The sequence below is a fragment of the Streptomyces sp. NBC_01171 genome, assembly GCF_045039805.1.
GTDB lineage: Bacteria > Actinomycetota > Actinomycetes > Streptomycetales > Streptomycetaceae > Streptomyces.
Window position 1 is genome coordinate 677,297 of sequence record NZ_CP108609.1, and the last position, 26,177, is coordinate 703,473.

Annotated in this window: 29 protein-coding genes; 19 read left to right on the forward strand and 10 right to left on the reverse strand. The window is 73.0% G+C overall.

The window, feature by feature from the left end:
* Positions 1 to 63: 63 nt before the first annotated feature.
* Together OG448_RS03090 and OG448_RS03095 are read right to left on the reverse strand one after the other, a co-directional pair.
* Positions 64 to 1,038 (reverse strand): LacI family DNA-binding transcriptional regulator, encoded by a 975-nt coding sequence (locus OG448_RS03090; RefSeq protein ID WP_405551381.1) that lies wholly within the window; start codon positions 1,036 to 1,038, stop codon positions 64 to 66.
* Positions 1,039 to 1,088: 50 nt separating this feature from the next.
* The gene (locus OG448_RS03095) at positions 1,089 to 1,592 is read right to left on the reverse strand and encodes a MarR family winged helix-turn-helix transcriptional regulator (RefSeq protein WP_405551383.1); all 504 of its coding nucleotides are present in this window, start codon (positions 1,590 to 1,592) and stop codon (positions 1,089 to 1,091) included.
* 97 nt (positions 1,593 to 1,689) lie between these two features.
* Here OG448_RS03095 and OG448_RS03100 point away from each other — a divergent pair, with 97 nt between their 5' ends.
* The gene (locus OG448_RS03100; protein WP_405551385.1) at positions 1,690 to 3,816 is read left to right on the forward strand and encodes an MMPL family transporter; all 2,127 of its coding nucleotides are present in this window, start codon (positions 1,690 to 1,692) and stop codon (positions 3,814 to 3,816) included.
* 16 nt (positions 3,817 to 3,832) lie between these two features.
* On the opposite strand, the gene OG448_RS03105 is transcribed toward OG448_RS03100, so the two are convergent.
* On the reverse strand, positions 3,833 to 4,216 hold the full coding sequence (locus OG448_RS03105) for a VOC family protein (RefSeq protein WP_405551386.1): 384 nt from the start codon (positions 4,214 to 4,216) through the stop codon (positions 3,833 to 3,835).
* 79 nt (positions 4,217 to 4,295) lie between these two features.
* Here OG448_RS03105 and OG448_RS03110 point away from each other — a divergent pair, with 79 nt between their 5' ends.
* On the forward strand, positions 4,296 to 4,628 hold the full coding sequence (locus OG448_RS03110; protein ID WP_405551388.1) for an antibiotic biosynthesis monooxygenase family protein: 333 nt from the start codon (positions 4,296 to 4,298) through the stop codon (positions 4,626 to 4,628).
* Between the two features lie 9 nt (positions 4,629 to 4,637).
* On the opposite strand, the gene OG448_RS03115 is transcribed toward OG448_RS03110, so the two are convergent.
* The gene (locus OG448_RS03115) at positions 4,638 to 5,504 is read right to left on the reverse strand and encodes a helix-turn-helix domain-containing protein (RefSeq protein WP_405551389.1); all 867 of its coding nucleotides are present in this window, start codon (positions 5,502 to 5,504) and stop codon (positions 4,638 to 4,640) included.
* Between the two features lie 146 nt (positions 5,505 to 5,650).
* Here OG448_RS03115 and OG448_RS03120 point away from each other — a divergent pair, with 146 nt between their 5' ends.
* Both OG448_RS03120 and OG448_RS03125 read left to right on the forward strand, forming a co-directional pair.
* Positions 5,651 to 6,577, forward strand: coding sequence for an alpha/beta hydrolase (locus OG448_RS03120; protein ID WP_405551390.1), 927 nt, complete (start codon positions 5,651 to 5,653; stop codon positions 6,575 to 6,577).
* A 38-nt stretch (positions 6,578 to 6,615) separates the two neighbouring features.
* Complete coding sequence (locus OG448_RS03125) at positions 6,616 to 6,972, forward strand: hypothetical protein (protein WP_405551391.1); 357 nt, start codon at positions 6,616 to 6,618, stop codon at positions 6,970 to 6,972.
* Here the strand turns inward: OG448_RS03125 and OG448_RS03130 are convergent.
* A complete protein-coding gene (locus OG448_RS03130) occupies positions 6,960 to 8,018 on the reverse strand; it encodes an enoyl-CoA hydratase/isomerase family protein (RefSeq protein ID WP_405551392.1) in 1,059 nt (352 codons plus the stop codon). The two genes, OG448_RS03125 and OG448_RS03130, sit on opposite strands and share 13 nt — an antisense overlap.
* Before the next feature lie 182 nt (positions 8,019 to 8,200).
* On the opposite strand from OG448_RS03130, the gene OG448_RS03135 reads away from it, so the two are divergent.
* The gene (locus OG448_RS03135) at positions 8,201 to 8,548 is read left to right on the forward strand and encodes a tetratricopeptide repeat protein (protein ID WP_405551393.1); all 348 of its coding nucleotides are present in this window, start codon (positions 8,201 to 8,203) and stop codon (positions 8,546 to 8,548) included.
* Positions 8,549 to 8,644: 96 nt separating this feature from the next.
* Positions 8,645 to 9,289 carry a peptide deformylase gene (locus OG448_RS03140; protein ID WP_405551394.1) on the forward strand — a complete coding sequence of 215 codons (645 nt, stop codon included), beginning with the start codon at positions 8,645 to 8,647 and terminating at the stop codon, positions 9,287 to 9,289.
* Positions 9,290 to 9,297: 8 nt separating this feature from the next.
* Here OG448_RS03140 and OG448_RS03145 read toward each other — a convergent pair whose 3' ends face one another.
* The gene (locus tag OG448_RS03145) at positions 9,298 to 10,728 is read right to left on the reverse strand and encodes a dihydrolipoyl dehydrogenase family protein (protein WP_405551395.1); all 1,431 of its coding nucleotides are present in this window, start codon (positions 10,726 to 10,728) and stop codon (positions 9,298 to 9,300) included.
* A gap of 196 nt (positions 10,729 to 10,924) precedes the next feature.
* Between OG448_RS03145 and trxA the strand changes: the two genes are divergently transcribed.
* Complete coding sequence (gene trxA, locus OG448_RS03150; RefSeq protein WP_405551396.1) at positions 10,925 to 11,320, forward strand: thioredoxin; 396 nt, start codon at positions 10,925 to 10,927, stop codon at positions 11,318 to 11,320.
* 1 nt (position 11,321) lies between these two features.
* Here the strand turns inward: trxA and OG448_RS03155 are convergent, their stop codons facing one another.
* Positions 11,322 to 12,332 carry a LacI family DNA-binding transcriptional regulator gene (locus tag OG448_RS03155; RefSeq protein WP_405551397.1) on the reverse strand — a complete coding sequence of 337 codons (1,011 nt, stop codon included), beginning with the start codon at positions 12,330 to 12,332 and terminating at the stop codon, positions 11,322 to 11,324.
* A 137-nt stretch (positions 12,333 to 12,469) separates the two neighbouring features.
* Between OG448_RS03155 and OG448_RS03160 the strand changes: the two genes are divergently transcribed.
* Together OG448_RS03160 and OG448_RS03165 are read left to right on the forward strand one after the other, a co-directional pair.
* On the forward strand, positions 12,470 to 13,135 hold the full coding sequence (locus tag OG448_RS03160; RefSeq protein ID WP_405551398.1) for a TetR/AcrR family transcriptional regulator: 666 nt from the start codon (positions 12,470 to 12,472) through the stop codon (positions 13,133 to 13,135).
* 17 nt (positions 13,136 to 13,152) lie between these two features.
* Complete coding sequence (locus OG448_RS03165; RefSeq protein ID WP_405551399.1) at positions 13,153 to 14,322, forward strand: FAD-dependent oxidoreductase; 1,170 nt, start codon at positions 13,153 to 13,155, stop codon at positions 14,320 to 14,322.
* Here the strand turns inward: OG448_RS03165 and OG448_RS03170 are convergent.
* Complete coding sequence (locus OG448_RS03170; protein ID WP_405551400.1) at positions 14,234 to 14,977, reverse strand: TetR/AcrR family transcriptional regulator; 744 nt, start codon at positions 14,975 to 14,977, stop codon at positions 14,234 to 14,236. The genes OG448_RS03165 and OG448_RS03170 overlap by 89 nt on opposite strands.
* A 102-nt stretch (positions 14,978 to 15,079) precedes the next feature.
* On the opposite strand from OG448_RS03170, the gene OG448_RS03175 reads away from it, so the two are divergent.
* Entirely contained in the window at positions 15,080 to 15,643 is a 564-nt protein-coding gene (locus tag OG448_RS03175) for an NAD(P)H-dependent oxidoreductase (protein ID WP_401443111.1), read from the forward strand.
* Positions 15,644 to 15,703: 60 nt separating this feature from the next.
* On the opposite strand, the gene OG448_RS03180 is transcribed toward OG448_RS03175, so the two are convergent.
* The gene (locus tag OG448_RS03180) at positions 15,704 to 16,672 is read right to left on the reverse strand and encodes an SDR family NAD(P)-dependent oxidoreductase (RefSeq protein ID WP_405551401.1); all 969 of its coding nucleotides are present in this window, start codon (positions 16,670 to 16,672) and stop codon (positions 15,704 to 15,706) included.
* A 134-nt stretch (positions 16,673 to 16,806) separates the two neighbouring features.
* Between OG448_RS03180 and OG448_RS03185 the strand changes: the two genes are divergently transcribed.
* The 7 genes from OG448_RS03185 to OG448_RS03215 all read left to right on the forward strand — a co-directional run bounded on the left by OG448_RS03185 (position 16,807) and on the right by OG448_RS03215 (position 23,419).
* Complete coding sequence (locus OG448_RS03185; RefSeq protein ID WP_405551402.1) at positions 16,807 to 17,829, forward strand: alpha/beta hydrolase; 1,023 nt, start codon at positions 16,807 to 16,809, stop codon at positions 17,827 to 17,829.
* A 10-nt stretch (positions 17,830 to 17,839) separates the two neighbouring features.
* The gene (locus OG448_RS03190) at positions 17,840 to 18,286 is read left to right on the forward strand and encodes a type II toxin-antitoxin system PemK/MazF family toxin (RefSeq protein WP_405551403.1); all 447 of its coding nucleotides are present in this window, start codon (positions 17,840 to 17,842) and stop codon (positions 18,284 to 18,286) included.
* A 358-nt stretch (positions 18,287 to 18,644) separates the two neighbouring features.
* Positions 18,645 to 19,982 carry an ergothioneine biosynthesis glutamate--cysteine ligase EgtA gene (gene egtA / locus OG448_RS03195; protein ID WP_405551404.1) on the forward strand — a complete coding sequence of 446 codons (1,338 nt, stop codon included), beginning with the start codon at positions 18,645 to 18,647 and terminating at the stop codon, positions 19,980 to 19,982.
* Positions 19,979 to 21,313, forward strand: a complete 1,335-nt coding sequence (egtB, locus tag OG448_RS03200; protein WP_405551405.1) for an ergothioneine biosynthesis protein EgtB — start codon at positions 19,979 to 19,981, stop codon at positions 21,311 to 21,313. The genes egtA and egtB overlap by 4 nt, the downstream gene beginning before the upstream one ends.
* The gene (gene egtC, locus OG448_RS03205; RefSeq protein ID WP_405551406.1) at positions 21,313 to 22,092 is read left to right on the forward strand and encodes an ergothioneine biosynthesis protein EgtC; all 780 of its coding nucleotides are present in this window, start codon (positions 21,313 to 21,315) and stop codon (positions 22,090 to 22,092) included. Before egtB ends, egtC begins: the two co-directional genes overlap by 1 nt.
* A complete protein-coding gene (gene egtD, locus OG448_RS03210; RefSeq protein ID WP_405551407.1) occupies positions 22,089 to 23,048 on the forward strand; it encodes an L-histidine N(alpha)-methyltransferase in 960 nt (319 codons plus the stop codon). The genes egtC and egtD overlap by 4 nt, the downstream gene beginning before the upstream one ends.
* A gap of 158 nt (positions 23,049 to 23,206) precedes the next feature.
* On the forward strand, positions 23,207 to 23,419 hold the full coding sequence (locus OG448_RS03215) for a dodecin (RefSeq protein ID WP_030817079.1): 213 nt from the start codon (positions 23,207 to 23,209) through the stop codon (positions 23,417 to 23,419).
* A 14-nt stretch (positions 23,420 to 23,433) separates the two neighbouring features.
* Here OG448_RS03215 and OG448_RS03220 read toward each other — a convergent pair whose 3' ends face one another.
* On the reverse strand, positions 23,434 to 23,925 hold the full coding sequence (locus OG448_RS03220) for a hypothetical protein (RefSeq protein WP_405551408.1): 492 nt from the start codon (positions 23,923 to 23,925) through the stop codon (positions 23,434 to 23,436).
* Between the two features lie 107 nt (positions 23,926 to 24,032).
* On the opposite strand from OG448_RS03220, the gene OG448_RS03225 reads away from it, so the two are divergent.
* A complete protein-coding gene (locus tag OG448_RS03225) occupies positions 24,033 to 24,227 on the forward strand; it encodes an Rv0909 family putative TA system antitoxin (RefSeq protein ID WP_391293965.1) in 195 nt (64 codons plus the stop codon).
* A 131-nt stretch (positions 24,228 to 24,358) separates the two neighbouring features.
* Positions 24,359 to 26,113: an NlpC/P60 family protein gene (locus tag OG448_RS03230; RefSeq protein ID WP_405551409.1), complete on the forward strand. Its 1,755-nt coding sequence runs from the start codon at positions 24,359 to 24,361 to the stop codon at positions 26,111 to 26,113.
* Positions 26,114 to 26,177: the final 64 nt, after the last annotated feature.

Genomic DNA, 26,177 nt, shown 5'->3' on the forward strand with positions numbered 1-26,177 from the left:
TGGAACCGACAGGCGGAATCGATTACGCAACACCCCACACGACAACCGCTGATGCGCGATGACTCAGACCGAAGCGCGGGCCACGAACTCCGCCTTCACCCGCACCGTGCGGTGGGCGGTGCGGCCGTCCAGCCGCTCGCGGAGCAGCCGGGCGGCGGCGCGGCCGACCTCCTCGGCCGGGTAGCGGATCGTGGTGAGGCGGGGCCGGACCAGGGAGGCGAAGGCGGCGTCGTCGTGGCCGACGAGCGCGACCTCGCCGGGGATGTCGATGCCCAGTTCACGGGCCTTGTCCAGGGCGCCGACCGCGATCACGTCGTTGGCGCAGAACACCGCGTCGGGGCGGTAACGGCGATCCATCAGCTCGGCGAAGCCCTCGGCCCCGGCCTCGCGGGTGTGCTCGCCGCGCACCACGAGGTCGCCGGGCAGGGCGGTGCCGTACTGGCGGGCCAGCGCCCGGAGCAGTTCCAGCCGGGGGTCGCCGCCGGTGGCGTCGCGGGGGCCCGCGATCATCGCGATGCGGCGGCGCCGGGCGGCTGTCACCAGCTCCAGTGCCTGCCGGGTCGCGGCCCGTGCGTCGGGGGCCACCTGGTCCACGGCACCGAAGGGCACGTCCGCGCTGACCACGGCCGGCATGCCCGCCTCGGTCAGCACGCCGAGGTCCTTCGGCAGCAGCCGGAACGGCGTGATCACCACCCCGGCGAAGCGCTGCTGCACCGCCTCCGCGAGCAACGCCCGCTCCTCCTCGCGGCGGGCCCGGGTGTCGCAGACGACGACATGCAGGCCGAGCCCGCGCAGCTCCTCCTGGAGGGTGGCCGCGAGCTGGGCGAAGAACGGGTTGGCGATGTCCGGCACGATCAGCGCGACCAGGCTGGAACGCCCCGTACGCAGGCTGCGGGCGGCCGTGTTGACGACGAAGCCCAGCTCGGCGATGGCCGCCTCGACGGCCGTACGGGTCTCGGGGGCGACGGCGCGCTTGCCGGACAGCACGTACGACACCGTGGCGGAGGAGACTCCGGCCGCACGCGCGACGTCCGCCATGGTGACCCGCTCCCGCACCACTCCCACCCCTTCCGCGCGGTCACCCTACTTCACCTCGCGGAACGCGCCCGAGGCGGATCTCGGCGCTCGGCGGCGAGTTCGTGGTTCAGGGCCTGGAGGAACTCGGCGACGGTCTCGAGCTGTTCCGGGGTGAAGCGGCGGCGGGCCGCCTCGGTGCCGCGGGCGAGGGGGCTGAAGTACTGGCGGGCGAGGGTGCGGGCGCCGGGGTTGTAGTGCAGGTGGACCACCCTGCGGTCGGCGCTGTCGCGGGCGCGGTTGATGTGGCCGGCCCGTTCCAGGCGGTCCAGACACGCCGATACGGCGCCCGAGGTGAGGTTCAGGCGCTCGCGCAGCCGGGAAGGAGTCATGGGCTCGCCGTCCAGGGCCGAGGCGTCCATGATCGCGGCGAGCGCGTGGACGTCCGTGGCGTGGAGGCCGTGCGCCTGGGCGAAGGCGTGGGCGATGCGGTTTATCTCGCTGTTCAGGGTGCGCAGGAGGACGGCGTATCCCTGGAGGTCGCTGGGAGGACGCTCCTCCGGGCGTTCGGGCTGCATGTCACCAAGGATATGATCTCCAAGTACCTCGATCATTGAGATACTTTATAGTTGAGCTACCTTGCCCGGCATCCGCCCACTCCTCCCTGGGGAGCGCATGACCTCCGTACGCCGACCGGTCCGCTGGCTGGTCCCCCTCGTCCTCGTGCTCGTCTGGCTCGGCCTCGGCGGCGCCTTCGGCTCCTACGCGGGCAAGCTGGGCGAGGTGTCGACCAACGACCAGACCGCGTTCCTGCCGCGCAGCGCGGAGTCCACCAAGGCCGTCGCCCTCCAGAAGACCTTCGAGCGGCAGGAGACGCTCCCGGCCGTGGTGGTCTGGACCGGCGAGGACGGCGGCAGGATCACCCCGGCCCAGCGCGAGGCGGCCACGCGGGCGTTGGCGTCACTCGCCGGCACCGACGGTGTGGTGGGCCGGCCGTCCCCCGCACTCCCCTCGAAGGACGGGGCCGCACTGGAGGGTGTGGTCCCGCTCAGTCCCGAGCTGGGCAAGCGGGTCACCGAAGTGGTGGACCGGGTCGAGCGGACGGCGGCGGGGGTCGACGGCACGCGCGCGCAGGTCGCCGGTCCGGCCGCCACCCAGGCCGACCTCACTCACGCGTTCGGCGGTATCGACGGCATCCTACTGGGCGTGGCGCTGGCGGCGGTGCTGGTGATCCTGCTGCTGGTGTACCGCAGCGTGCTGCTGCCGTTCGTCGTCATCCTCAGCTCGGTGTTCGCCCTCGGCATCGCCTGCGCGATCGTGTACGTCCTCGCCGACCACGGTGTCGTACGGGTGGACGGGCAGGTACAGGGCATCCTCTCGATCCTGGTGATCGGCGCGGCCACCGACTACGCCCTGCTGCTCACCGCCCGCTTCCGCGAGGAGCTGGCGCGGGGCGCCCAGCGGGCGGAGGCGGCCTGGGGCGCGCTGCGCGGTGCGTTCGGCGCGATCACCGCCAGCGCGGCCACCGTCGCGCTGGGGCTGCTCGCGCTGCTGCTCAGCGACCTGACGAACAATCGCGCGCTGGGCCCGGTCGGCGCGATCGGCATCGGGTGCGCGGTGCTGTCGACGCTCACCTTCCTGCCCGCGGTGCTCGCCCTGCTGGGCCATGCCGCGTTCTGGCCGGCCAAGCCCCGTCCTGCCGACGCGGCGACGGGCGGCCACGGGCTGTGGCGCCGGGTGGCGCACCGGGTCGACAGCAGTCCCCGGAAGGTGTGGCTGGCGACCTGTGTCGTGCTCGTCGTGGGCGCGGCCTTCTTCCCGGCGCTCAAGTCGAAGGGTGTCCCGCTGGACGAACTCTTCGTCAACGACGCCCCGTCCGTCTCCGCGCAGCAAACGCTCGGCCGGCACTTCCCCGGCGGCTCCGGGCAGCCCGCGGTCGTCATCGCGGACGCGGCCAAGGGCGCGGAGGTGACCGCGGCGGCGGCGAAGACGCCCGGCGTCGCCTCGGCCGCCGCGCTGAGCGCCAGCGGCAAGCCGGGCGGTGCCCCTCGGGTGGTGGACGGGCGGGTACGCATCGACGCGACCCTGACCGACGCGCCCGACAGTGACGCCGCCAAGGCGACCGTCGAGCGGCTGCGCGACCGGCTGCACACGCTGGACCCCGGTTCGCTGGTGGGGGGTTACAGCGCCCAGCAGTACGACACCGAGCGCACCGCCGAGCACGACCGGAACCTGATCGTCCCCGTCGTCCTGCTGATCATCCTGGTGATCCTCGTCGCGCTGCTGCGCTCCCTGCTGCTGCCGGTGCTGCTGGTGGCGACGGTCGCGCTCAACTACCTGGCCACGCTGGGCATCGCGGGCCTGGTCTTCCGGCACGGCTTCGGCTTCTCCGGCACGGACGCGTCGGTGCCGCTGTACGGGTTCGTGTTCCTGGTCGCGCTCGGGGTGGACTACAACATCTTCCTGATGTCCCGCGTCCGCGAGGAGACCGTCCGCCACGGCACCCGCGAGGGCATCCTGCGCGGCCTGATCGCCACGGGCGGCGTCATCACCTCGGCCGGCGTCGTCCTCGCCGCGACCTTCGCCGCGCTGATCGTCATCCCGCTGGCGTTCCTCGTCCAGATCGCCTTCATCGTCGCCTTCGGCGTCCTCCTCGACACCCTCGTCGTCCGCTCCCTCCTGGTCCCCGCCCTGGTCCGCGACATCGGCCCGGCCGTGTGGTGGCCGAGCAGGCTGTCCCGTGAGCAGCGGACTCCGCAGGAGCGGGAGTCGACACAGGACCGCGTGGAGCAGACGCAGTAGCCCTCTCCGGCCGCGGCTACGCCGGATTCAACCGCCTGCGCAGCAGGCAGAACTCGTTGTCCTCCGGGTCGAGCAGGACGTGCCAGTTCTCCTCGCCGGTCTGGCCGATGTCGGCCGGGCGGGCGCCGAGGGCGAGGAGGCGGTCGAGTTCGGCGGGCTGGTCACGGTCGGTGGGGCTGACGTCGATGTGGAGGCGGAGTTTGGTGGGGCGGGGGTCGGTGGTGGGGCTGAGGACGAGGGTGGGCTGCGGGCCGCCGAAGCCGGCGCCGGGCGGGCCGATCTCGATGCTGCCGTCGTCCTCACGGCCGAGTTCCACGTAGCCCAGTACGTCGCTCCAGAACGCGGCGAGCCGCTCGGGGTCGGCGGCGTCGATGACCAGCTCACTGATGCGGCATGCCATGCGGGCCAGTGTACGGAGAACGGGCGAATCCGGTGGGGTGTGAGCGACCCGGGCATGCCGTACCGGGGAGCCTTCCGGCATGACCCTCACCGCACACTTCGACACCACGCGCCCGGTGGCCACGCTCATCAACGTGTTCACCGTCACCCCGGACCGACAGGTCGAGCTGATCGACCTCCTCTCCCGCGCCACGGAGGAGACGATGAAGCACCAGCCGGGCTTCATCTGCGCCAACTTCCACGCCTCCCTGGACGGCGAGAGCGTCGTCAACTACGCCCAGTGGGAGACCGAGGAGCACTACCGCGCGATGCTGGCCGACCCCGAGGCGAGGGTGCACATGGACAAGGCGGCCACCATCGCCACCCACGTCCAGCCCCGCCTCTTCCGCGTGGAGTCGGTCCACGCGAGCTGACCCGGCGGGCTATTCGTCCACCGAGGCCCTGACCCGCTCCGTGGCGGCCCAGCTCGCCAGCAGCGTCAGGGCCTCGTGGGAGGGTGAGCCGGGTTCGGCGGTGTAGCCGATGACGGAGAGCCCGGAGGCCCCGGCCGCGTCGAGGGCTTCGAAGCGCAGGGTGAGGTCGCCGACGGCCGGGTGCCGGAACTTCTTGGTGCCGCTGCGATGGGCCCGTACGTCGTGCGCGGCCCAGCGGGTGCGGAACTCGGCGCTGCGGGTGGCGAGTTCACCCACCAGGCTGGTGATGGCCTTCGCGTACGGCGCCTTGGCGGCGGCGACCCGCAGCAGGGCCACGGCGTCGTCGGCGGCCTTCTCCCAGGCGGGGAAGGTCTCCTCGGCCCGATCGGCGAGGAAGATGAACCGGGCCAGGTTCGGCGGCTCGGGCTGGTGCTCGTACACGGCCCCGTACAGAGCGCGGCCGAGCGGGTTGGCGGCGACGATGTCGAGGTGGCCGTTCTGCACGATGGCGGGGGCGGTGACCATGGCGTCGATGAGCGCCTGGAGGGGTTCGGGGACCTGGCGGCGGGGGGTGCGGGTCTGCTTGCGGCCCGCCTTCCCGGCCGCGTGGGCGAGGTCGAAGAGGTGGGCGGTCTCCACCTCGTCCAGCCGCAGCGCGCCGGCGACGGCGCGCAGGACCTCATCGGAGACGCCGGCGACCTGGCCGCGCTCGATCTGCACGTAGTACTCGGCGCTCACTCCGGCCAGCAGGGCGACCTCCTCACGGCGCAGACCGGGCACCCGACGGCGGCCCACCACGGGAAGGCCCACCTGGTCGGGGGTGATCTTCGCACGGCGGGTGGTCAGGAAGTCCTTGATCTCCTTGGCGGTCTCCATGCTTCGAGGCTAAGCCCGGCGCGGGCCGGTATGGAGAGGCTGCCAGTACCCCCGACAAGCAGCATCTGCCACGCACGCGCGCGAGCCCGCAGGGTGGAGACATCGGCCGGACCGACCGGCTGAGCAGTACACATCTGGAGTGATCCGTGGAAGCCATCACCTTCCCCAACGGCCCCGTCACCATGGCGGGCAACCTCTACCTCCCCGCCGGTTTCGACCCCGAGGGCAGCTACCCGGCCGTCGTCGCCGTCCACCCCGGCGGCGGCGTCAAAGAACAGACCGCCGGCCTGTACGCGGGCAAGCTGGCCGAGCGGGGCTTCGTCGCCCTCGCCTTCGACGCCTCCTTCCAGGGCGACAGCGGCGGCGAGCCGCACCACCTGGAGGACCCCTACGCCCGCGTCGAGGACGTACGCGCGGCCGTCGACCACCTCCAGTCCCTTCCCTACGTCGACCCCGAGCGCATCGGCGCCCTCGGCGTCTGCGCGGGCGGCGGCTACGCCGTCAACGCCGCGATGACCGACTACCGCATCAAGGCCCTCACCACCGTCAGCGCCGTCAACATCGGCACCTCCTTCCGCCGCGGCTGGTACGGCACCGACTCCGACGCGGCCGCCGTCCCCACCCTGAAGGCCCTCGCCCAGCAGCGCACCGCCGAGGCCGCACAGGGCGCCGACCCGGCCTACCTGCCCTACGTCCCGGCCGAGCCGGACGAGAACACCCCCCGCGACCTGGTCGAGGCGCACGACTACTACCTCACCCCGCGCGCTCAGCACCCCAACGCCAAGAACAAGTTCCTCTTCACCAAGAGCGTCTCGCGCATCTTCACCTTCGACGCCTTCCACATGGTCGAGGACCTCCTCACCCAGCCGATCCTGATCGTGGCGGGCAGCGACGCCGGCTCCCTGTGGATGTCCACCGAACTCCACGGCCGCGCCCGCGGCCCCAAGCAGCTCCGCATCGTCGAGGGCGGCACCCACATGGACTTCTACGACGTCCCGAAGTTCGTGGACCAGGCCGTCGCCGAAGCCGTGCCCTTCTACACCGAGCACCTGGCCGCCGAGGCCGGGGCCTAGTCTCAGACTCTCCTCAAGTCCCTTGGCAGCACCGGCACATGACCGCCACGATCGGCCGTATGACGGGAATCTCGGGACTCACCAGGGGCCGGGCCTTCGTGCTGCCGCTCAAGGACTCGGACGCGATGCTGGCGGCGGTGCGCCAAGCGCTGGCGGACGCGCCGCCGGAGGAGCGGCCGGGCTTGGAGCGGGCCGTCGCGCTCGTGGAGTCCACCGCCGCCGCCTCCGAGGACGAGCTGTGCGCCCGCTGGGTCCGCGCCCGGCTGGCCGACACCGGCTTCACCGGTGACATCGCCTCGATGGCCGCCCTGCGGGCCCTGCGGAAGGCCGAGCCGGGCCTCGGCCTGCTGACGGCGGTGGAACTCCAGAAGAAGGCGGTGGCTCACCCGGAGTGAGGGGCCTCCCCCAGTCCGAGTTCCCGCTCGCCCAGCGGGGCGAAGAACCGCTCCACCTCGGAGACCTCCGCCAGGGTCGCGGGCGACCAGCGCGGTGAACGGTCCTTGTCGATGATCTGGGCCCGGACGCCCTCGACCAGGTCGGGGGTGGACAGGGCCGCGCAGGAGACGCGGTACTCCTGGTCGAGAACCTCCTCCAGGGACCCGAGCCGGCGGGCGCGGCGGAGGGCGGCCAGGGTGATCTTCAGCGCGGTGGGTGACCTGGTCAGCAGGGTGTCGGCGGCCGCCTTCGCGTCGGGTGAGCCGTGTTCCCGCAGCCTGGCGATGATCTCCTCGACCGTGTCGGCGGCGTAGCAGGAGTCGATCCACTCCCGCTGGGCCGCCAGCTCGCCCTCCGGCGCCGGACGGCCGTGCCGGGCGAGCGCTTCCTCCACGTCGAGTGCGTCGAGGTCGGCCACGAGGTCCGGGATCGCGGCGGACGGTACGTAATGGTCGGCCAGCCCGCACAGCAGCGCGTCCCCCGCCCCGGTCTGCGCGCCGGTGAGCGCGAGGTGGGTGCCCAGTTCGCCGGGAGCCCGTGACAGGAGGTAGGTGCCGCCCACGTCGGGCACGAAGCCGATGCCGGTCTCGGGCATGGCGATCCGGGACCGCTCGGTGACGATCCGGACGCTGCCGTGCGCGGAGATGCCCACCCCGCCACCCATCACGATCCCGTCCATCACGGCCACGTACGCCTTGGGATAGCGGGCGATCCGGGCGTTGAGCCGGTACTCGTCGCGCCAGAACTCCGCCGAAGCGGTGCCGTCGCCGTCGCGGGCGTCGTCGTGGACGGCACGGATGTCACCGCCGGCGCACAGACCCCGCTCCCCCGCCCCCGTGACGACCACCGTCTTCACGGTCGGGTCCCGCTCCCACTCGGTGAGCGCTTCGTCCATGAGCCGGACCATGGTGTGGTTCAGGGCGTTGAGGGCCCCCGGCCGGTTCAGCGTGAGGTGCGCGGCCCGGCCGATGGTGTGCACCAGTACGGGGGCATCGGCGCCGGTCATCCGATCGCCTCCAGCGGGCCGTGGGCCACGATGACGCGCATGATCTCGTTCGTTCCTTCCGGGTCCGGTGGACAAGCGGGACACCGACGATCTTGCCTCTGCGGGAGCCTCCGGCGACACCCCCAACTTTGGTGGAATATTCAACAACCCCGAGGCGCTGTACCCACCGAAGGAGGTCTCAGGTGGACACCACGTACTACGACCACGGCACCGCCGCCGAGCGCTGGGAGCGGGCGGGGATGTTCTTCGACGCCAAGGAGTACACGAACGCCGCCCGTGTGCTCACCGGGCTGGTCGAGGAGGTCCCGGAGCAGACCGCGCCCCGGCTGCTGCTGGCCCGCGCCTACTACCACTCCGCCCAGCTCAACCGCGCCGAGGCGGAACTGCGGATCATCGTGGAGCGGGACCCGGTGGAGCACTACGCCCGGCTGATGCTGGGCCGCACGCTGGAACGCCAGTCCCGGCACGAGGAGGCCGCGCCGCATCTGCGGATCGCCGCCGCTCTGGCGGGTGATTTCCCGCGGGAATGATCCCGTTGGGGCGCGCCGTATGAACGGCCGGTTTCGCACCGGCCGTTGGTGCGGCGCGCCCCTCTTCCGTGCAGGACGGCGTGGCATCCTGGCGCGATGACACCTGTCAGTGATCACGCCCCCCTGGCCGAGCGGGTGGCCGAACTCCTCGCGGCGGGCGGCCCGTTGCCCATCGTCGCGGCCGGACACCCGGTGCTGCGCCACCCGGCCGAGCCGTACGACGGCCAGCTCCCGCCCGAGCTGCTGGCCCGCTTCGTGGCGGCCCTGCGCGACACCATGCACGCGGCCCCCGGTGTGGGGCTCGCCGCGCCGCAGGTCGGGGTGGGACTGCGGATCGCCGTGATCGAGGACCCGGCACCGGTGCCGGAGGAGATCGCGACGGTCCGGGGCCGGGTGCCCCAGCCCTTCCGGGTGCTGGTCAACCCCGTTTACGAGGCGGAGGGCGCCGCGAGCGCGTCCTTCTTCGAGGGCTGCCTGAGCGTGCCCGGCTGGCAGGCCGTGGTGACCCGGCCCGCGCGCGTCCGGCTGCGCGGGCAGGACGAGCACGGGCGGGAACTGGACGAGGTGGTCGCCGGATGGCCCGCCCGGATCGTGCAGCACGAGACGGACCATCTCGACGGCACCCTGTACCTCGACCGCGCCGAACTCCGCTCGCTGTCGACCAACGAGGCGGTGGCGGCCCGCTGGGCGCAGCCCTCACCGGAGGCCGCGGCCGAGGCACTGGGCTTCGAACTCCCCTGAAAGCAAGCTCAGTTGTCCCGGTAAGTCTCCAGCAGCCGCAGCCACACCTCGCTGAGCGTCGGGAACGCCGGCACCACGTGCCACAGCCGGTCCAGCGGTACCTGCCCGGCGACGGCGACGGTCGCCGACTGGACGAGTTCCCCGACCCCCGGCCCGACGAAGGTGACCCCGCGCAGGATCTCCTCGTCCAGGTCGACCACCATGCGGGCCCGCCCCTTGTAGCCGTCGCCGTACAGGCTCGCCCCCGCGACCGAGCCGAAGTCGACGTCGACCGCCCGGACTCGGTGCCCGGCCTGCTCCGCCTCAGCGAGGGAGAGCCCGACGGCGGCGGCCTCGGGGTCGGTGAAGACGACCTGGGGTACGGCGTAGTGGTCGGCGGTCGCCGCGTGGGGCCCCCAGGGGGCGTCGTCCAGCGGGGTGCCGGAGGCGCGGCCTGTGATGACGGCGCCCGCGATCCTGGCCTGGTACTTGCCCTGGTGAGTGAGGAGCGCCCGGTGGTTGACGTCGCCGACCGCGTAGAGCCAGTCGGTGCCTGGGACCTGGAGGGTGTCGTCCACCTCCAGCCAGGAGCCGGGTTCGAAGCCGACGGTGTCCAGGCCGATGTCGTCGGTCTGCGGGGCGCGGCCGGTGGCGAAGAGGATCTCGTCGGCCTCGATGCGCTCGCCGTCGCCGGTGACGGCCACGACGGTGCCGTTCTCGCGGCTGACGGACTCGACGGAGGTGCCGGTGCGCACGTCCACGCCCGCCTCGGTGAGCGCCTGCGCGACCAGTTCCCCGGCGAACGGCTCCATCCGGCTGAGCAGGCCCTTGCCCCGGACCAGCAACGTGACCCGCGAGCCGAGCGCCTGCCAGGCGGTGGCCATCTCGGTGGCGACGACGCCGCCGCCGACCACGATCAGCCGGCCCGGCACCGTCTGCGCGCTGGTCGCCTCCCGGCTGGTCCAGGGCCGCACTTCGTCGAGCCCGGGCAGGTCGGGGAGCTGGGCACGGGTGCCGGTGGCGACGACGACCGCCTGCCGGGCGGTGAGCGTGGTGACCGTGCCGTCCTCGGCGGTGACCGTGACCGTGCGGGGCCCGGCGAGGCGGCCGTGGCCCCGGTGGAGGGCGACGCCGGCGCTGTCCAGCCACGCGGCCTGGCCGTCGTCCTTCCAGTGCGAGGCGAAGTCGTCGCGGCGGGCGAGCACCGCCGTGGCGTCGAGGGGGCCTTGGTTGGCGGGGGCGAGGCCGGGGAGGCGGCGGGCGTCGGCCTGGGCGATGACCGGCCTGAGCAGCGCCTTGCTGGGCATGCAGGCCCAGTACGAGCACTCGCCGCCCACCAGCTCGCTCTCCACGATCGCGGTGCTGAGCCCGGCCGCGTGGGTGCGGTCGGCGGCGTTCTCCCCCACGGGCCCGGCCCCGAGCACCACGACGTCGTACGCGATGGTTTCCGTTTCCGTCATGCGGCCAGTGTGGTGCGTGGGCCTCCCGGGGGCCACACGCGGGGTCCGGGGCGCGGGAATGCCGAAAGGTTTCCTTGAGAGGAAGCTGTAGGGGACCGATGCGGGGAAGACGGGGCACTACGGCCCGGAATAGGCACCCTGGCGGGCATGTTTCCGCCGGTGGCACTACCTCCACACCAGGAAGAGGGATCACACCATGAGCGGCACCGTGGAGCTGACCAAGGAGAACTTCGACCAGACGGTGGCGGACAACGAGTTCGTCCTCATCGATTTCTGGGCGGACTGGTGCGGACCGTGCAAGCAGTTCGCACCGGTGTACGAGAAGGCGGCCGAGGCGAACCCCGACCTGGTGTTCGCCAAGGTCGACACCGAGGCCCAGCCGGAGCTGGCGCAGGCGTTCGGCATCCAGTCGATTCCCACGCTGATGATCGTCCGCGACCAGGTGGCGATCTTCGCGCAGCCAGGCGCGCTGCCCGAGCCCGCGCTCACGGACGTCATCGACCAGGCCCGCAAGCTGGACATGAACGAGGTCCGCAAGGACATCGCGGCCCAGGAGAGCCAGGGCCAGGGTCAGCAGCCCGGCGGCGAGTGAGTCAACTCGACGCCCGGTGGATCAGCGTGGCGTCCAGCACGGTGCGGACCGCGGGTTCGGCGCCGGGGTGGCGTACGGCGTGGTCGACCAGTTCGGCGAGTTCGCGACCGGAGGGCAGTTCGAGGCGGACGGTGCTGAGCCGGGGCCGTAGCAGGCGGCCGAGCATCAGGTCGTCGGCGCCGACCACGGCGATGTCCTGCGGGACGCGCAGACTCGCGTCCTTCAGGGCGCGCATCAGGAGCATCGCGTACTCGTCGTTGTAGGCGAAGACGGCATCGAGGTTCAACTCGGGCAGACGGGCGGCCAGTTCACTGGCCGCCCGTTCCGTGTACGCGAGGGGCAGCCCGGTCACGGTCGCGTCGGTGCCGGTGAGGGCGCGGCGGACGCCGGTGAGGCGGGGGTGGGAGAAGAACTCCAGGCCGGGTTCCTCGGGGAGGATCACGCCGATGCGGCGGCGCCCCCGGTCGTAGAGGTGGGCACCGGCGCGGTGGCCGACGACCGTGTGGTCCATCAGCAGGGCGTGCGCGCCCTCGACGCGCGCGGGGCCGAGGGTCACCACGGCGCGGGCCCCGGCCCGCTTGAGCACCGCGACACCGTGCGGCCCGAGCCCGGAACCGGGGGCGAGGACGGCGACGGGGCGTAACTCGGCCCAGGCGCGGGCGGCTTCGTCGCCCTGGCCGAGGGCGCCGTGCTGGACGACGGTGTAGTCGAGCCGGCCGAGGGCGGCCTGGAGTTCACCGAGGAAGCGGTGGTGGAGGGGGCCCATCGAGACGGCCGGGGCGGGCATCAGAACCATCCGGCTGTGTCCGGCGCGCAGGGTGCGGGCGGCGGCGTGCGGCACGTACCCGAGTTCGCGGGCGGCGGCGTGGACGCGGCGGCGGGTGGGCTCGCTGATCCGTACGGCGTCGGTGTCGTTGAGGACGTAGGACACGGTCGCGCGCGAGACGCCCGCCAGGCGGGCGACGTCGGCGCTCGTGGGCGTGTTCGGTATCTGCACCATGACAGAGCGCATCCTGGCAGAGGCGGCGGGGTCGGCTTCGGGCGGGGCGAGGTCGTACAGGACCGGACGAAAGCGGGATGCACGAGATCCATGACGAACATGTTCGCCACGAACTTGTTCGAAGCGAACATGTTCGTTACTGTCGGGCCATGACACCACCTCCCCCCGGCTCCCGCAGGGAGCGTCCCGCCAAGCCCGCCCTCACCCGGGAGGGCATCGTGGCCGCCGCGCTGGCGGTCCTGCGCGCCGAGGGGCTGCGCAAGGTCACCATGCGGCGGCTGGCGCAGGAACTCGACACCGGCCCCGCCTCGCTCTACGTCTACGTCCGTAACACCCACGAGCTGCACGCGGCCGTCCTGGACGAACTGCTCGGCACCCTCCCGCCCGTCCCCGCCGAAGGCACCTGGCGCGAGCGCCTGGAGCAGGTGCTCACGTCCTGTACGGCGATGCTGCTGGCCCACCCCGAGCTGGCGCGCTCCGCGCTGACCGCGCGGCCGAGCGGGCCGCACTACCTGAACCTGATCGAGACCCTGCTCGGCCTGCTCGCCGAGGGCGGGGTGCCGCGCGAGCGGGCGGCCTGGGGCGTGGACCTGCTGCTCCAGCACGCCACCGCGACCGCCGCGGAGCACGCCGGCGAGGAGCCGGCGGACGACTGGCGGAACCTGATCGGCGTCCTGCGCGAGGTGTCCGACCGGACCCACCCGCACATCGCGGGCAGCGCCGGCCTGCTGCTCTCGGGCACGCCCGAGAACCGGCTCTCGTGGGCCTTCCAGACCTTGATCAACGGCATCGAGCGGACCGCCGTACCCGAATGAGCCACCAGGAGACTGCCATGACCGAAACCACCACCCCGCTCCCCCACCATCCGATAGCCGTCATCGGCGCCGGACTGGGCGGGCTCACGCTCGCGCGGGTGCTGTACGCGCACGGCGTCGAGGCGGCGGTGTTCGACCTCGACCCCTCGGCAGCCGCGCGCACGCAGGGCGGGATGCTCGACATCCACGACGACACCGGGCAGGAGGCGCTGCGCGCGGCCGGACTGCACGAGGCCTTCCTCGCACGGGTCCACGCGGGCGGCCAGGCCACCCGCGTCCTCGACCGGTACGCCGCGCCGCACTGGTCGCAGGCGGACGACGGCACGGGCGGCCGCCCCGAGATCGACCGGGGCGAACTGCGCGCGCTGCTGCTGGAGTCACTGCCCGAGGGGCTCATCCGCTGGGGCGCCAAGGTGACCGGCGCACGTGCGCTGGACGGCGGGCGGCACGAGGTGACGCTCGCCGACGGCACCGCCTTCACCACGGATCTGCTCATCGGCGCGGACGGCGCCTGGTCGCGGATACGTCCGCTGCTGTCGGACGCGGTCCCCGCCTACACCGGGATGTCCTTCGTCGAGGCCGACCTCGTCTCGGCCGACACCCGGCACCCGGTGAGCGCCGAAGTGGTCGGCGGCGGAATGCTGTTCGCCCTCGGCGACGGCCGGGGCTTCCTCGCCCACCGGGAGCCGGACGGCAGCCTGCACGTGTACGCGGCCGTCGAGTCCCCGGAGGAGTGGCTGGACGGCATCGACTTCACGGACACCGAGGCGGCCGCGCGGGCGGTCCTCAAGGAGTTCGACGGCTGGGCGGAGAGCCTCCGCGCCCTGGTGGCGGACGCGGACGGCCCGCTGGTGCCCCGCCGCATCCACGCCCTCCCGGTCGGCCACCGCTGGCCGCGCACGCCGGGCGTCACCCTGCTCGGCGACGCGGCCCACCTGATGTCCCCGTTCGCCGGCGAGGGCGCCAACCTGGCACTGATCGACGGCGCCGACCTGGCCCGCGCGCTCCTCGCCCACCCCGGCGACACCGAGGCCGCGCTCGCCGCCTACGAGGAGCGGATGTTCCCGCGCGCCGAGCACTCGGCCGCGGACTCGGCCCTCATGGGCGGGATGCTGTTCCAGCCGGACGCGCCGGAGCGGCTGTCGGCGATGTTCGGGGGACACGAGCCGTGGGCGGGGCACCGGTGATCCGGTCGACCAGATCGCACCAGCCCGCTTCCAGCCGTGCCATCGGCATGCCGAGCTGGCGGGTCAGGTGGTGGATGAGGGCCGGGTCGAGGTAGGCGAGCAGGACCGGGGCGAGGAGTTCGCAGTCCTCGCCGGGCAGCAACTGCCGCAGCAGGACAAGCAGGTGGGCGCGCATGGCCTGGGTCGAGGGGTGCAGGTGGCGCCGGGTGGGCTCGGGCAGCGCGGCCAGTTGCAGGTCGAGCTGGTCGGCGCAGAGGTGGAGCACGGCGACGCCGAAGGCGTGCAGCCGCTCGCGCGGGGGTGCGCCGGGGCCCAGCGGAGGCGGGCCGGCGAGGAAGTCGGCCTGGAGCCGGGCGGAGGAGTGGTCCAGGAGGGCGGTGAGGAGTCCGGTGCGGTCGCCGAAGCGGCGGAAGACGGTGCCCTTGCCGACCTTGGCCGCGGTGGCGACGGCCTCCATGGTCACCCCGGCCACCCCGTGCTCGGCGATCAGCCGGGTGGCGGCCTCCAGCAGCCGGGCCCGGTTGCGGGCGGCGTCGGCGCGCAGGCACGGCTCCTCGGGGCCCGTGCCGACCTCCAGCAAACGGGGTGTGTCGACGGGCTCCTGAGGCTGCGGGCAGGGCGGCAGAGCGCTGGACATGAAGACAGCGTAAAGCATGGGGAACAAAACTGGACCCCGGTCCGGTTAGGGTGGTAGAAAATTAAACGGACCCCGGTCCGGATCGTTTCCAGCGTGTTTCACCACCCCTTGGAGTACCTCATGTCCGTTCGCATCCTCGCGCTCGTCGGCAGCCTCCGCGCCGGTTCGCACAACCGCCAGCTCGCCGAGGCGGCCGCCAAGCTCGCCCCCGAGGGCGCCGAGGTCGTGATCTACGAGGGTCTGGCCGACGTGCCGTTCTACAACGAGGACACCGACGTCGAGGGCCAGGTCCCGGCCGCCGCCGCCGAGCTGCGTGCCGCCGCCCAGGCCGCCGACGCGTTCCTCGTCTTCTCCCCCGAGTACAACGGCACGATGCCGGCCGTGCTGAAGAACGCCATCGACTGGCTGTCCCGCCCGTACGGCGCCGGCGCCTTCGGTGGCAAGCCCGTCGCCGTCATCGGCACCGCCTTCGGCCAGTACGGTGGCGTGTGGGCGCAGGACGACACCCGCAAGGCCGTGGGCATCGCGGGCGGCAAGGTGATCGAGGACATCAAGCTCTCCATCCCCGGCTCCCTGACCCGCTTCGCCGAGACCCACCCGTCCGACGACGCCGAGGTCGCCGGCCAGCTCACCGAGGTCGTCACCCGCCTCCACGGCACCGTGGGCGACGTCATCGCCGCCTGACCTTCGCAGCGCCGAGGGCCGGAGTCCACCGGACTCCGGCCCTCGGCGCGTGCGCGGAACCTACTTCGCGAACGCGTCCACACCCGTCAGCTCAGCCGACAGGGTCCACAGGCGGGCCGCCTGCTCCGGGTCGGTCGCCCAGTCCTTGACGCCGGTCCAGGCGCCGTCCTCGGGGGCGGGCTCCGCGATGTCGCAGTCCTCCAGGTACAGGCCGCCCAGGCCGTCGAGCTGGGGGGAGGTCGCGGCCCAGACCTGGGTGGCGGCGCCCTGCTCCGGGGTCTTGAAGCCGGCCGGGTTCAGCGGGTTGCCCTGCTCGTCGATCCAGCCGCGCTCGACCATCTCCTCCTTGGGCAGGTGCCGCTGGAGCGGGGTCATGATGCCGCCGGGGTGGAGGGAGAAGGCCCGGACACCGGCGTCCCGGCCCAGGGTGTCGAGCTGGAGGGCGAACAGCGCGTTGGCCGTCTTGGCCTGCCCGTACGCCTGCCACTTGTCGTAGCCCTCGGTCCACTGGACGTCTTCCCAGCGGATCGGGGAGAGGTGGTGGCCGCGCGAGGACACCGAGACGACACGGGCGCCGTCACCGGCCGCGAGCGCCGGCCAGAGCCGGTTGGCGAGGGCGTAGTGGCCGAGGTGGTTGGTGGCGAACTGCGTCTCCCAGCCGGGTCCGACCCGGGTTTCCGGGCAGGCCATGATCCCGGCGTTGTCGATGAGGAAGTCGATGGTGCGGCCGGAGGCCAGGAACCGCTCGGCGAAGTCGCGCACGCTGTCCAGGTCGCCGAGGTCCAGCTCGTCCACCTCCACGTTCTCGATCCCGGCCAGCTCCTGTCGGGCCACCTCGGGACGCCGGGCCGGGACGACGGCATGGGCGCCGGCCTTGGCCAGCGCGCGGGTGGTCTCCAGGCCGAGCCCCGAGTAGCCGCCGGTCACGATCGCCAGCTTGCCCGTGAGGTCGATGCCCCGCAGGACCTCGTCGGCGGTGCTGTCCGCGCCGAAACCCGAACCGATCTTGTGCTGTGCAGGAGTGCTCATGCCCGGAACGCTACGAATTGGAGTGCTCTCGAAGTCAAGCGGGGCACAAGGACGCGCCGGGAACCTGCGCCGGAACGCCCGCGGACCGATCCTGAAGGAGTGAATCGCCCGCGAGCGAGGGAAGGGGCACGATCATGACCATGGATCCGCCTCCGTTCGACCCGGAACTCGCCGCCGCTCTGGAACCGCTCAAGGACGTGATGGAGCCGGGCCTGACCCCGGACGGGATCGAGGCGGCCCGGGAGGACGCGGCCATGGAGGTGTTCGGCTCGCTGGACCTCACCATGGACGGCGCCTTCGAGGTCGAGGACCGCGAGGTGCCGGGCCCGCCGGGCGCGCCGGACGTCTCCCTGTACATCTGCCGCCCCGCCGACGCCGCGCCCGGTGCCCGGCTGCCGGTGATCTACTACGTGCACGGCGGCGGCATGATCCTCGGCACCAACCGCGCGGGCGTGGACGCGGCCCTGTCCCTCGCGCTGGACCTGGGCGGCGCGGTGGTCGTCTCCGTGGAGTACCGGCTCGCCCCCGAGCATCCGCATCCGGCGCCGGTGGAGGACGTGTACGCCGGACTGCTGTGGACGGCGGAGCACGCGAAGGAGCTGGGCGGCGACCCGGAGCGCATCGTCCTCGCGGGCGCCAGCGCGGGCGGCGGTCTGGCGGCCGCCGTGGCCCTGATGCTGCGGGACCGCCAAGGGCCGCCCGTGCTCGGCCAGTTGCTCAGGTACCCGATGCTGGACGACCGCAACGACACTCCCTCCAGCCACCAGATGGCGGGCGTCGGCGTCTGGGACCGCACCGCCAACGAGACCGGCTGGAACGCCCTGCTGAGCGAGCGCCGGGGCGGCCCGGACGTCTCCCCGTACGCAGCCCCGGCCCGCGCCACGGATCTGTCCGGGCTGCCCCCCGCCTTCCTCGACGTGGGGTCGGCGGAGACGTTCCGGGACGAGGTGGTGGAGTACGCCTCCCGGATCTGGCGGAGCGGCGGGGTGGCCGAACTCCACGTCTGGCCGGGCGGCTTCCACGGCTTCGACGCCTTCGCGCCCGAGGCGGCCGTCTCGAAGGCCGCTCGCGCCGCCCAACTGGGCTGGCTGGAGCGGCTGCTCACCGACCGAGCGGAGCAAACCCCGAGGTCCGGAGGGCCGTTGGCCGGCCATTAGGGTGCACGGCGTGAGCACGTACAGCGATGAGAACGTTCCCGGCCGCTTCGGCCCCCACGCCACCACCCAGGCGGACCCGCGCCGCGTCGGCCCGGTGCGCACCGAGTACACGCCCGAGCGTGACGGCGACCCCGATCCGGGCGAGATCGTCTGGACCTGGGTGCCGTTCGAGGAGAACGACGGCCGGGGCAAGGACCGCCCGGTGCTGGTCGTCGCCCGGGAGGCCACCGGCACCTTCCTCGCCGTCCAGTTGTCCAGCAAGGAGCACGACGGCGAGCGGGAGTGGGTGGCGATAGGCCAGGGCCCCTGGGACCGCACCGGCCGCGACTCCTGGGTCTCCGTGGAGCGGGTGCTGCGGCTGCACGACGACGGCATGCGCCGGGAGGCGTGCGCGCTGGACCGGATGCGCTTCAACCTGGTCCGGCAGCGGCTGTACGAGCGCTACGGCTGGACCTGACCGCCGCAGAAGGCCCGCCCCCGCCGGGGCGGGCCTTCTGCACACTCACCCGGTCGGAGCAGACCCGCCCCGACCGCCCGACCCCTCCTGAGCTGCCCGAACCGCCACCGACCGGCGCTCTCCCCACCGCGCCCCCACGCGCCCCGGGGGTAATGCTGGTGGGGTGCCGCGAAGGCGCCCGGAACCGGTCACCCGGTACGGGAGGAAACGCGCGAGGAGACGGAGATGAACGATCCCGGACGTCCCATCGGGCGCTCTTGTGTGATTCGGTGCGAGGGTCTTGGGTGGAACGCGTCTCTGCCCGGTACACCCCTGGCCGGGCTCCGTCGGCACGCTGGAATCCCAGGAGAAACCCGACATGTCTGACGCACCGAGTGGTGACTGTACGGAGCACCACTGCACGAAACACGACTGCACCCGGCACCGCGCGGCGGTCACCGAGGCCGAGGTGGACGCCCTGATCCGGGGCATCTGCTTCAAGACCGGCCCGCCCCGCACCCTCGGGGTGGAGGTGGAGTGGCTGGTCCGTGACCCGGAGCGGCCCTGGCTCCCCGTACCGCCCGAACGGCTCGAAGCGGCCCACGCGGCCGTGCGCACCGTCCCCCTGGACTCACCGCTCACGGTCGAGCCCGGCGGCCAGTTGGAGCTCAGCTCGCTGCCCGCCGCCTCCCTGACGGAGTGCGTCACCTCCGTCTCCGCCGACCTGACCGCGGTCCGCAAGGTCCTCGCCGGGCACGGTCTGGCCCTCCTCGGTGTGGGCCACGATCCCTGGCAGGAGCCCCGCCGCTTCCTCCACGAACCCCGCTACGACGCCATGGAGGCGTGCCTGGACCACACCGGCCGGGCCGGCCGCCACATGATGTGCTCCTCGGCCTCCGTGCAGGTCTGCGTGGACGCCGGGTACGAGGAGCCGGGCCCGCTGGGCTACGAACGGCGCTGGTGGCTGGCCCACCAGCTCGGCGCGGTCCTGGTGGCCGCGTTCGCCAACTCCCCGCTGACATCACGCCGGCCCACCGGCTGGCGCTCCACCCGGCAGCTCCACTGGATGGAGATCGGCCCCGGCCGGGCCGGGGCTCCCCCGACCGACGGCGAACCACGGGCCGACTGGGCCCGGCACGTGCTGGACTCCCCGGTGATGTGCGTCCGCCGCGACGAGGGCCCCTGGGACGTGCCGGAGGAGCTGACCTTCCGCGAGTGGACCCGGTCGCGGACCCCCCGCCCGCCCAGCCGGGCGGATCTCGACTACCACCTGACCACGCTGTTCCCGCCGGTGCGGCCGCGCGGTCATCTGGAGCTGCGGATGATCGACGCGCAGCCCGGTGACGACGGCTGGATCGTGCCGCTCGCGGTGACGGCGGCCCTCTTCGACGACCCGGAGGCGGCGGAGGCCGCGCACCGGGCGGTGAAGCCGCTGACCGAGCGCGCGCTGGACCGGCCCGCCCCGCACAACCCGCTGTGGTCGGACGCGGCCCGGCTCGGCCTCGCCGATCCGGGGCTGCGGGAGGCCGCCACCGCCTGCTTCACGGCGGCGCTGGCGGCGCTGCCCCGGCTCGGTGCCACGTCCGAGGTGTCGGACGCGGTGGCGGGGTATCTGGACCGTTACGTCCTGCGGGGCCGCTGCCCGGCCGACGACCTGCTGGCCGGCGCCGGCGCCACGGACCCGCGCGCCCACGCGAGGAAGGACATCCGCTCATGACCGCCCAGGAGAGCGGGACGACGGCGGCCGGCACCGAGACGCTGCGCGAACGGCTGCTCGCCTCGCTGGTCACCGCCCGCGACCGCACCACCCTGCTGACGAGCTGTGTCGAGGACCCGGACCTCACCGCCCAGCACTCTCCGCTGATGTCGCCCCTGGTGTGGGATCTCGCGCACATCGGCAACCAGGAGGAGCTGTGGCTGCTGCGCAACGTCGGCGGCCGGGAGGCGATGCGGCCCGACATCGACGTGTTGTACGACGCCTTCGAGCATCCGCGCTCCGAACGCCCCTCGCTGCCACTGCTCCCGCCCGAGGAGGCGCGGAAGTACGCGGCCGAGGTGCGCGGGCGGGCGCTGGACCTGCTGGAGGGTGCCGACTTCCAGGGCGGCAACCGGCTCACCGAGGCCGGGTTCGCCTTCGGGATGATCGCCCAGCACGAGCAGCAGCACGACGAGACGATGCTGATCACCCATCAGCTCCGCACCGGGCCGGCCGCACTGACCGCGCCCGGCCACGAACCGGTGCCGCCCTACACCGGCCCGGCGGAAGTCCTGGTGCCGGGCGGCCCGTTCACCATGGGCACCTCCACCGAGCCCTGGGCGCTGGACAACGAACGCCCGGCGCACGTACGGGAGGTGGCGCCGTACTGGATCGACACGGTGCCGGTGACGAACGCGGCCTACCAGGCGTTCATCGCGGACGGCGGCTACGACACCGAGCGCTGGTGGACCCCGGAGGGCTGGGCGCACGTACGCCGCAACTCCCTCAAGGCGCCGCTGTACTGGCGCCGGGAGGGCGGCCAGTGGCTGCGGCGCCGGTTCGGGGTCACCGAGGTGGTGCCGCCCGAGGAACCGGTGCTGCACGTGTGCTGGTACGAGGCGGACGCGTACGCCCGCTGGGCCGGGCGCAGGTTGCCCACCGAGGCGGAGTGGGAGAAGGCGGCCCGGCACGACCCGGTCACCGGCCGCTCCACCCGCTACCCGTGGGGCGACGCCGACCCGGGCCCGGAGCACGCCAACCTGGGCCAACGGCACCTCTCCCCCGCCCCCGTCGGCAGCTACCCGGCCGGTGCATCACCGCTCGGGGTACGGCAGTTGATCGGGGACGTCTGGGAGTGGACGTCGAGCGACCTCGAGCCGTATCCGGGGTTCGCCGCGTTCCCGTACCGGGAGTACTCGGAGGTGTTCTTCGGCCCGGAGTACAAGGTGATGCGCGGCGGTTCGTTCGCCGTGGACGCGGTGGCCTGCCGGGGCACGTTCCGCAACTGGGACTATCCGATCAGGCGGCAGATCTTCGCCGGGTTCCGCACCGCCCGCTCGGAGTCCGCCTGATGTGCCGCCACCTGGCCTATCTGGGCCCCGAGCAGCCGCTGAAGCACCTGCTGCTGGACCCGCCGCACAGCCTGTACCGGCAGTCCTGGGCGCCCCGGCGCCAGCGCAACGGCACGGTGAACGCCGACGGCTTCGGGGTCGGCTGGTACGCGGACGGCGACCCGGTGCCGGCCCGCTACCGGCGCTCCGGGCCGATCTGGGCGGACCAGTCGCTGCTGGACCTGGCCCGCGTGGTCCGCTCGGGCGCGGTACTGGCCGCCGTGCGCGACGCCACGCTGACGGGGGCGGACGCCGAGGCAGCGGCGGCGCCGTTCGCCTCGGGGCGGTGGCTGTTCAGCCACAACGGGGCGGTCGCCGGCTGGCCCGACTCGGCCGCCCCGCTGGTCTCCCTGCTGCCCCCGGTCGATGTGCTGTCGCTCCAGGCGCGCACCGACTCGGCGTTCGTCTGGGCGCTGGTCCTGCACCGGCTCAGGTCGGGCGAGGCGCCGGAACACGCCCTCGCCGCGACGGTCCGCCAACTGGCCGAGGCCGCGCCCGCCTCCCGTCTCAACCTGCTGCTGACCGACGGCGAGACCGTCACCGCGACCACCTGGGGCGACAGCCTCTGGTACCGCGCGGAACCGGGACGTGCCGTGATCGTCGCCTCCGAGCCGTACGACGACGAACCGCTGTGGCGGGAGGTCCCCGACCGCACCGTGGTCACCGCGAGCCGTACCGAGGTGCGGCTCGACCCCGTCGAGGACCTCGTGTCCATGCCCCCGAAGGAGCCCTGCACGTGAGCCTGCACGTGACCCGCACCCTCCCCGAGGACGCGACCGACGCCGCGTTGCGCGCCGACGTCCTCGAGGGCCTGTCCGCCGATCCCAAGACCCTGCCGCCCAAGTGGTTCTACGACGCGCGCGGCAGCGAACTGTTCGAGCGGATCACGGAGCTGCCCGAGTACTACCCGACCCGTGCCGAGCGGGAGATCCTCCAGACCCGCTCCGGTGAGATCGCCGCGGCCAGCGGCGCCCGCACCCTGATCGAGCTGGGGTCGGGCTCCTCCGCCAAGACCCGCCATCTCATCGACGCCCTGACCTCGCTGGAGGCGTACGTCCCCGTCGACGTCAGCGAGAGCGCGCTGGTGCAGGCAGGGCGGGCGCTCACCGAGGAGCGGCCCGGTCTCGCGGTGCACGCGCTGATCGCGGACTTCACCGCGCCGATGACGCTGCCGAAGACTCCCGGTCCCCGGCTGGTCGCCTTCCTCGGCGGCACGCTGGGCAACCTGCTGCCCGCCGAGCGGTCCGAGTTCCTGGCGACCGTGCGCGCCATGCTGGCGCCGGGCGACGGGCTGCTGCTCGGCACCGACCTGGTGAAGGACGAGGCGGTGCTGGTCCGGGCGTACGACGACGCGTCCGGGGTGACGGCCGCGTTCAACAAGAACGTGCTCAGCGTGGTCGACCGCGAGCTGGGCGCCGACTTCGACCCGGACGCGTTCGACCATGTGGCCCGCTGGGACCCGGAGCGGGAGTGGATCGAGATGCGGCTGCGCTCGCGTACCGCGCAGACGGTGAAGATCCCGGCGCTCGGCATGGTCGTGGACTTCGCGGCCGGTGAGGAGTTGCGCACCGAGGTCTCGGCGAAGTTCCGCCGGGAGGGTGTCGGCGCCGAACTGGAGAAGGCGGGCCTGGAGTTGACCCACTGGTGGACCGACTCCGAGGACCGCTTCGCGCTGTCGCTCAGCGTGGCGCGCTGAGCGGACAGCAGCGGATGATCCTGCCTTCCCCGCCCGGCGGCCGATGTCTCGCGCGCCGGGCGGGGATGCGGCACGGTGGATTACGGCGCGACAAACCGGTCATCTCGGGGCAGCCGGGCGCCGTCACCCTGCCGTACGGCGAAGAGGAGCACCCGCCCATGTCGAACCACACCTACCGGGTCAGCGAGATCGTCGGCACCTCCAACGACGGTGTCGACCAGGCCATTCGCAACGCCATCGGCCGCGCCGACCAGACCCTGCGCAACCTGGACTGGTTCGAGGTCACCCAGGTCCGGGGGCAGATCGAGAACGGGCGGATCGAGAAGTACCAGGTGTGCCTGAAGGTGGGCTTCCGCCTGGAAGACGTCTGACCGGCACCGCCGGCTCAGGTCCGGCCCTCCTGCTCCTGGGCCTCCTCCAGCGCGGCCGAGGACGCGGCCCAGCGGGCCCGTACGACGGCGAAGCCGGCCCGCTCGGCCGCGTCGCAGACCAGCTCGTCGTCGTCCACCACGACCAGCACCTCACGACGGCGCGCGAGCCTGCGCAGGATCTCCAGCTTGGTGGTCCGGGCGGGCCTGCGGTCCTGGCTGGGCCGCATGTGCAGCTCGCCCTCGGGGAGTTGGTGGAGGGCGAGCCAGTCGAGGGTGTCCCGGCGGCACCGCTCGGGGCGGCCGGTGAGGTACACGATGTCGCAGGTGCGGGCGGCGGTCCGGGCCATCGCCACGCCTTCGACGAGCGGCGGGTCGAGGGGCGCGGCGGCGAAGAAGCCGTCCCAGTCCCGCGGGCGCTGCTCCAGGAAGTGCTGCCGGTGCGCGGTCTCCGCAAGGGTGTTGTCGAGGTCGAAGACGGTCACCGGGCGTTCGATGCTGTGTGCCACAGGCCCACTGTAGGACGGGCGTGACTCCCGCCCGGCGCTCAAGATGCGAAGCCGGGCCGGGCCGGTGACCCTGGGAGGGGAAGCCTCAAGCGACCAGGAGGGCTGCCATGTCCTTTATGGACAAGATCAAGGGAATGCTCAAGGGTCACGAAGACATGACCGACAAGGGCATCGACAGGGGTGGCGACTACCTCGACCAGCGGACCGGCAACAAGCACCAGTCCCAGGTCGACACCGCTCAGGACAAGCTGAGGGACCAGTTCGGCTCCCAGCAGCACCGCGACAACCCGCCGCATTCCTAGGACCCGCGCGGGCGGCCCGCACGGCGCGATGCCGGGCGGAACTCCCACCAGGCGTACGTCCGCGTCCGGTTCGGAGCAGATCCGAGCCGGACGCGGTCGCGTGCGCGCCCGGATGCGGGATCATGCGTCGCATGATCCACACTTCACGCCGCGGCCTGCTGGCCGCCTTCGCCGTCACCGCCGCCTCCCTGCCGCTGGGTGCCCTGACCACCACCCCCGCGCGGGCCGACGCCCTCCCGGCCCCCGTGGACCCGCTGCCCGCCCCGGCCGGACTGACCTCGGCACGCTCCTCGGTGACCCTGCCGCCGCTGGACGCCTCCTACTTCTCCCAGGTGACCCTCGCCGCGCCGCTCACCGCCACCGTGCTGCCGGGCACCCCGGCCCGGACCGAGATAACCAGCGGCGGCAGACGGGTCGCCCTGCTCACCCGGGGCGCGCGGACCGTGCTGGTGCCGGGCCCGCGAAGAACCTTCGCCGAGAACAAGCGGCCCTTCGTGGACGACTTCGGGCGCACCCTGCCGGACACCTCGCTCCCGGCCGCCGACCGCTCGTACTGGGGGACCTCGCCGGGCGGCGGAAGCTGGTCCACGCTCGGCCCGGCCGACACCGACTACTCGGTAGTGCCCGGCACCGGTGTCATCGCGCTGACCACGGACTACGCCAGCCGCCACGCGACGTTGCGGGACGACCGGATCACCGACGTGGACGTGCGCGCCACCGCCCGCTTCGACAAGGTGCCCACCGGCCAGGCGTGCTCCTACGCGCTCTCCTTCGGCTACCAGGACACCCACAACAACTACCGGGCCCGGCTCTCCTTCCTGACCAGCGGCGCGGTGGAGCTGCGCGTCGAGAAGGAGGTCGCCGACACGGTCACCCAGCTCGCCACGGCCGCCACCCTCGCCACCGGCGTCCCGGCGGGCACCGACTGGACGATCCGGGTGCGCCGGGAGGGCAGCCGGATCAGGGTCAAGGCATGGCGTACGAGCACGGCCGAGCCGTCCGGCTGGGCGGTGGACGTCACGGACGCGGCCTTCGGCGCGGGCCGGGTGGGCCTGCGGGCGCTCGCCAACCAGGGCTGCACGAACCTGCCGGTCAGACTCCAGGTGAGCCGCTTCGAGGTCGACGCGGCGAACTGGGACATCCCGCCGACCGTCACCCACGGCGACTGGGTGCGCGTGCTGCCGGAGCCCTTCGACGGCACCTGGACGGCCGACCTGGAGCGCACGGTGCGCGACTGGGCCGGGTCGACCGCGCCGGACGTGCTCGCGTACGCCGCGATGTTCCTCGGCGGCGCCCCGGCGGTCACCGCCGGGGACGGCCCCGCGCGGGGCAAGCAGGTGCTGGGCGAGGCCGGTTACGGCTATCTGGACCCGCAGGGCTACCGCTACGAGGGCGCCGACTTCCACGAGTACATGAACGTGGGCTGGACCTTCCCCGACGGCGCCTACACCGGCCCGTCCAGCAAGCAGGTCGGCAACCTCGACTGCTCCGGCTACACGCGGATGGTGTACGGCTACCACATGGGCGTACCGCTGGCGGCCGGCGCGGACACCTCGGGGGCGCGGATACCGCGCAAGTCGCGTGACATCGTCGACTACGCGCCGGGTGTCGTCGTCGACCGGACGGACGGCACCGCGCCGCCCGCCGCCGCGCTGCTCCAGCCCGGTGACCTGGTGCTGTTCAACGCCGACTCCGGCGACGACCACCCGACGGTCACCGTGGACCATGTCGGGATCTACCTCGGCCTGGACGCCGACGGCAAGCGCCGGTTCCTGTCCAGCCGGAAGACGGTCGACGGTCCCACCATGTCCGACCTGGGCGGCGCCTCCCTCCTGGACGGCACCGGCACCTACGCCACGTCCCTGCACACGGTCCGCCGCATCTGACCCCCCGGCGGATACACCAGACGGGGCCGGGGATGAGCACCACTCCCGGCCCCGCCCGTCCGCC

Coding starts and splice junctions, on each gene's coding strand:
- OG448_RS03090 (WP_405551381.1), bottom strand. CDS start 1,038: ATGGCGGACGTCGCGCGTGCGGCCGGAGTCTCCTCCGCCACGGTGTCG.
- OG448_RS03095 (WP_405551383.1), bottom strand. CDS start 1,592: ATGCAGCCCGAACGCCCGGAGGAGCGTCCTCCCAGCGACCTCCAGGGA.
- OG448_RS03100 (WP_405551385.1), top strand. CDS start 1,690: ATGACCTCCGTACGCCGACCGGTCCGCTGGCTGGTCCCCCTCGTCCTC.
- OG448_RS03105 (WP_405551386.1), bottom strand. CDS start 4,216: ATGGCATGCCGCATCAGTGAGCTGGTCATCGACGCCGCCGACCCCGAG.
- OG448_RS03110 (WP_405551388.1), top strand. CDS start 4,296: ATGACCCTCACCGCACACTTCGACACCACGCGCCCGGTGGCCACGCTC.
- OG448_RS03115 (WP_405551389.1), bottom strand. CDS start 5,504: ATGGAGACCGCCAAGGAGATCAAGGACTTCCTGACCACCCGCCGTGCG.
- OG448_RS03125 (WP_405551391.1), top strand. CDS start 6,616: ATGACCGCCACGATCGGCCGTATGACGGGAATCTCGGGACTCACCAGG.
- OG448_RS03130 (WP_405551392.1), bottom strand. CDS start 8,018: ATGACCGGCGCCGATGCCCCCGTACTGGTGCACACCATCGGCCGGGCC.
- OG448_RS03140 (WP_405551394.1), top strand. CDS start 8,645: ATGACACCTGTCAGTGATCACGCCCCCCTGGCCGAGCGGGTGGCCGAA.
- OG448_RS03145 (WP_405551395.1), bottom strand. CDS start 10,728: ATGACGGAAACGGAAACCATCGCGTACGACGTCGTGGTGCTCGGGGCC.
- trxA (WP_405551396.1), top strand. CDS start 10,925: ATGAGCGGCACCGTGGAGCTGACCAAGGAGAACTTCGACCAGACGGTG.
- OG448_RS03155 (WP_405551397.1), bottom strand. CDS start 12,332: ATGCGCTCTGTCATGGTGCAGATACCGAACACGCCCACGAGCGCCGAC.
- OG448_RS03160 (WP_405551398.1), top strand. CDS start 12,470: ATGACACCACCTCCCCCCGGCTCCCGCAGGGAGCGTCCCGCCAAGCCC.
- OG448_RS03165 (WP_405551399.1), top strand. CDS start 13,153: ATGACCGAAACCACCACCCCGCTCCCCCACCATCCGATAGCCGTCATC.
- OG448_RS03170 (WP_405551400.1), bottom strand. CDS start 14,977: ATGCTTTACGCTGTCTTCATGTCCAGCGCTCTGCCGCCCTGCCCGCAG.
- OG448_RS03175 (WP_401443111.1), top strand. CDS start 15,080: ATGTCCGTTCGCATCCTCGCGCTCGTCGGCAGCCTCCGCGCCGGTTCG.
- OG448_RS03180 (WP_405551401.1), bottom strand. CDS start 16,672: ATGAGCACTCCTGCACAGCACAAGATCGGTTCGGGTTTCGGCGCGGAC.
- OG448_RS03185 (WP_405551402.1), top strand. CDS start 16,807: ATGACCATGGATCCGCCTCCGTTCGACCCGGAACTCGCCGCCGCTCTG.
- egtA (WP_405551404.1), top strand. CDS start 18,645: ATGTCTGACGCACCGAGTGGTGACTGTACGGAGCACCACTGCACGAAA.
- egtB (WP_405551405.1), top strand. CDS start 19,979: ATGACCGCCCAGGAGAGCGGGACGACGGCGGCCGGCACCGAGACGCTG.
- egtC (WP_405551406.1), top strand. CDS start 21,313: ATGTGCCGCCACCTGGCCTATCTGGGCCCCGAGCAGCCGCTGAAGCAC.
- OG448_RS03215 (WP_030817079.1), top strand. CDS start 23,207: ATGTCGAACCACACCTACCGGGTCAGCGAGATCGTCGGCACCTCCAAC.
- OG448_RS03225 (WP_391293965.1), top strand. CDS start 24,033: ATGTCCTTTATGGACAAGATCAAGGGAATGCTCAAGGGTCACGAAGAC.
- OG448_RS03230 (WP_405551409.1), top strand. CDS start 24,359: ATGATCCACACTTCACGCCGCGGCCTGCTGGCCGCCTTCGCCGTCACC.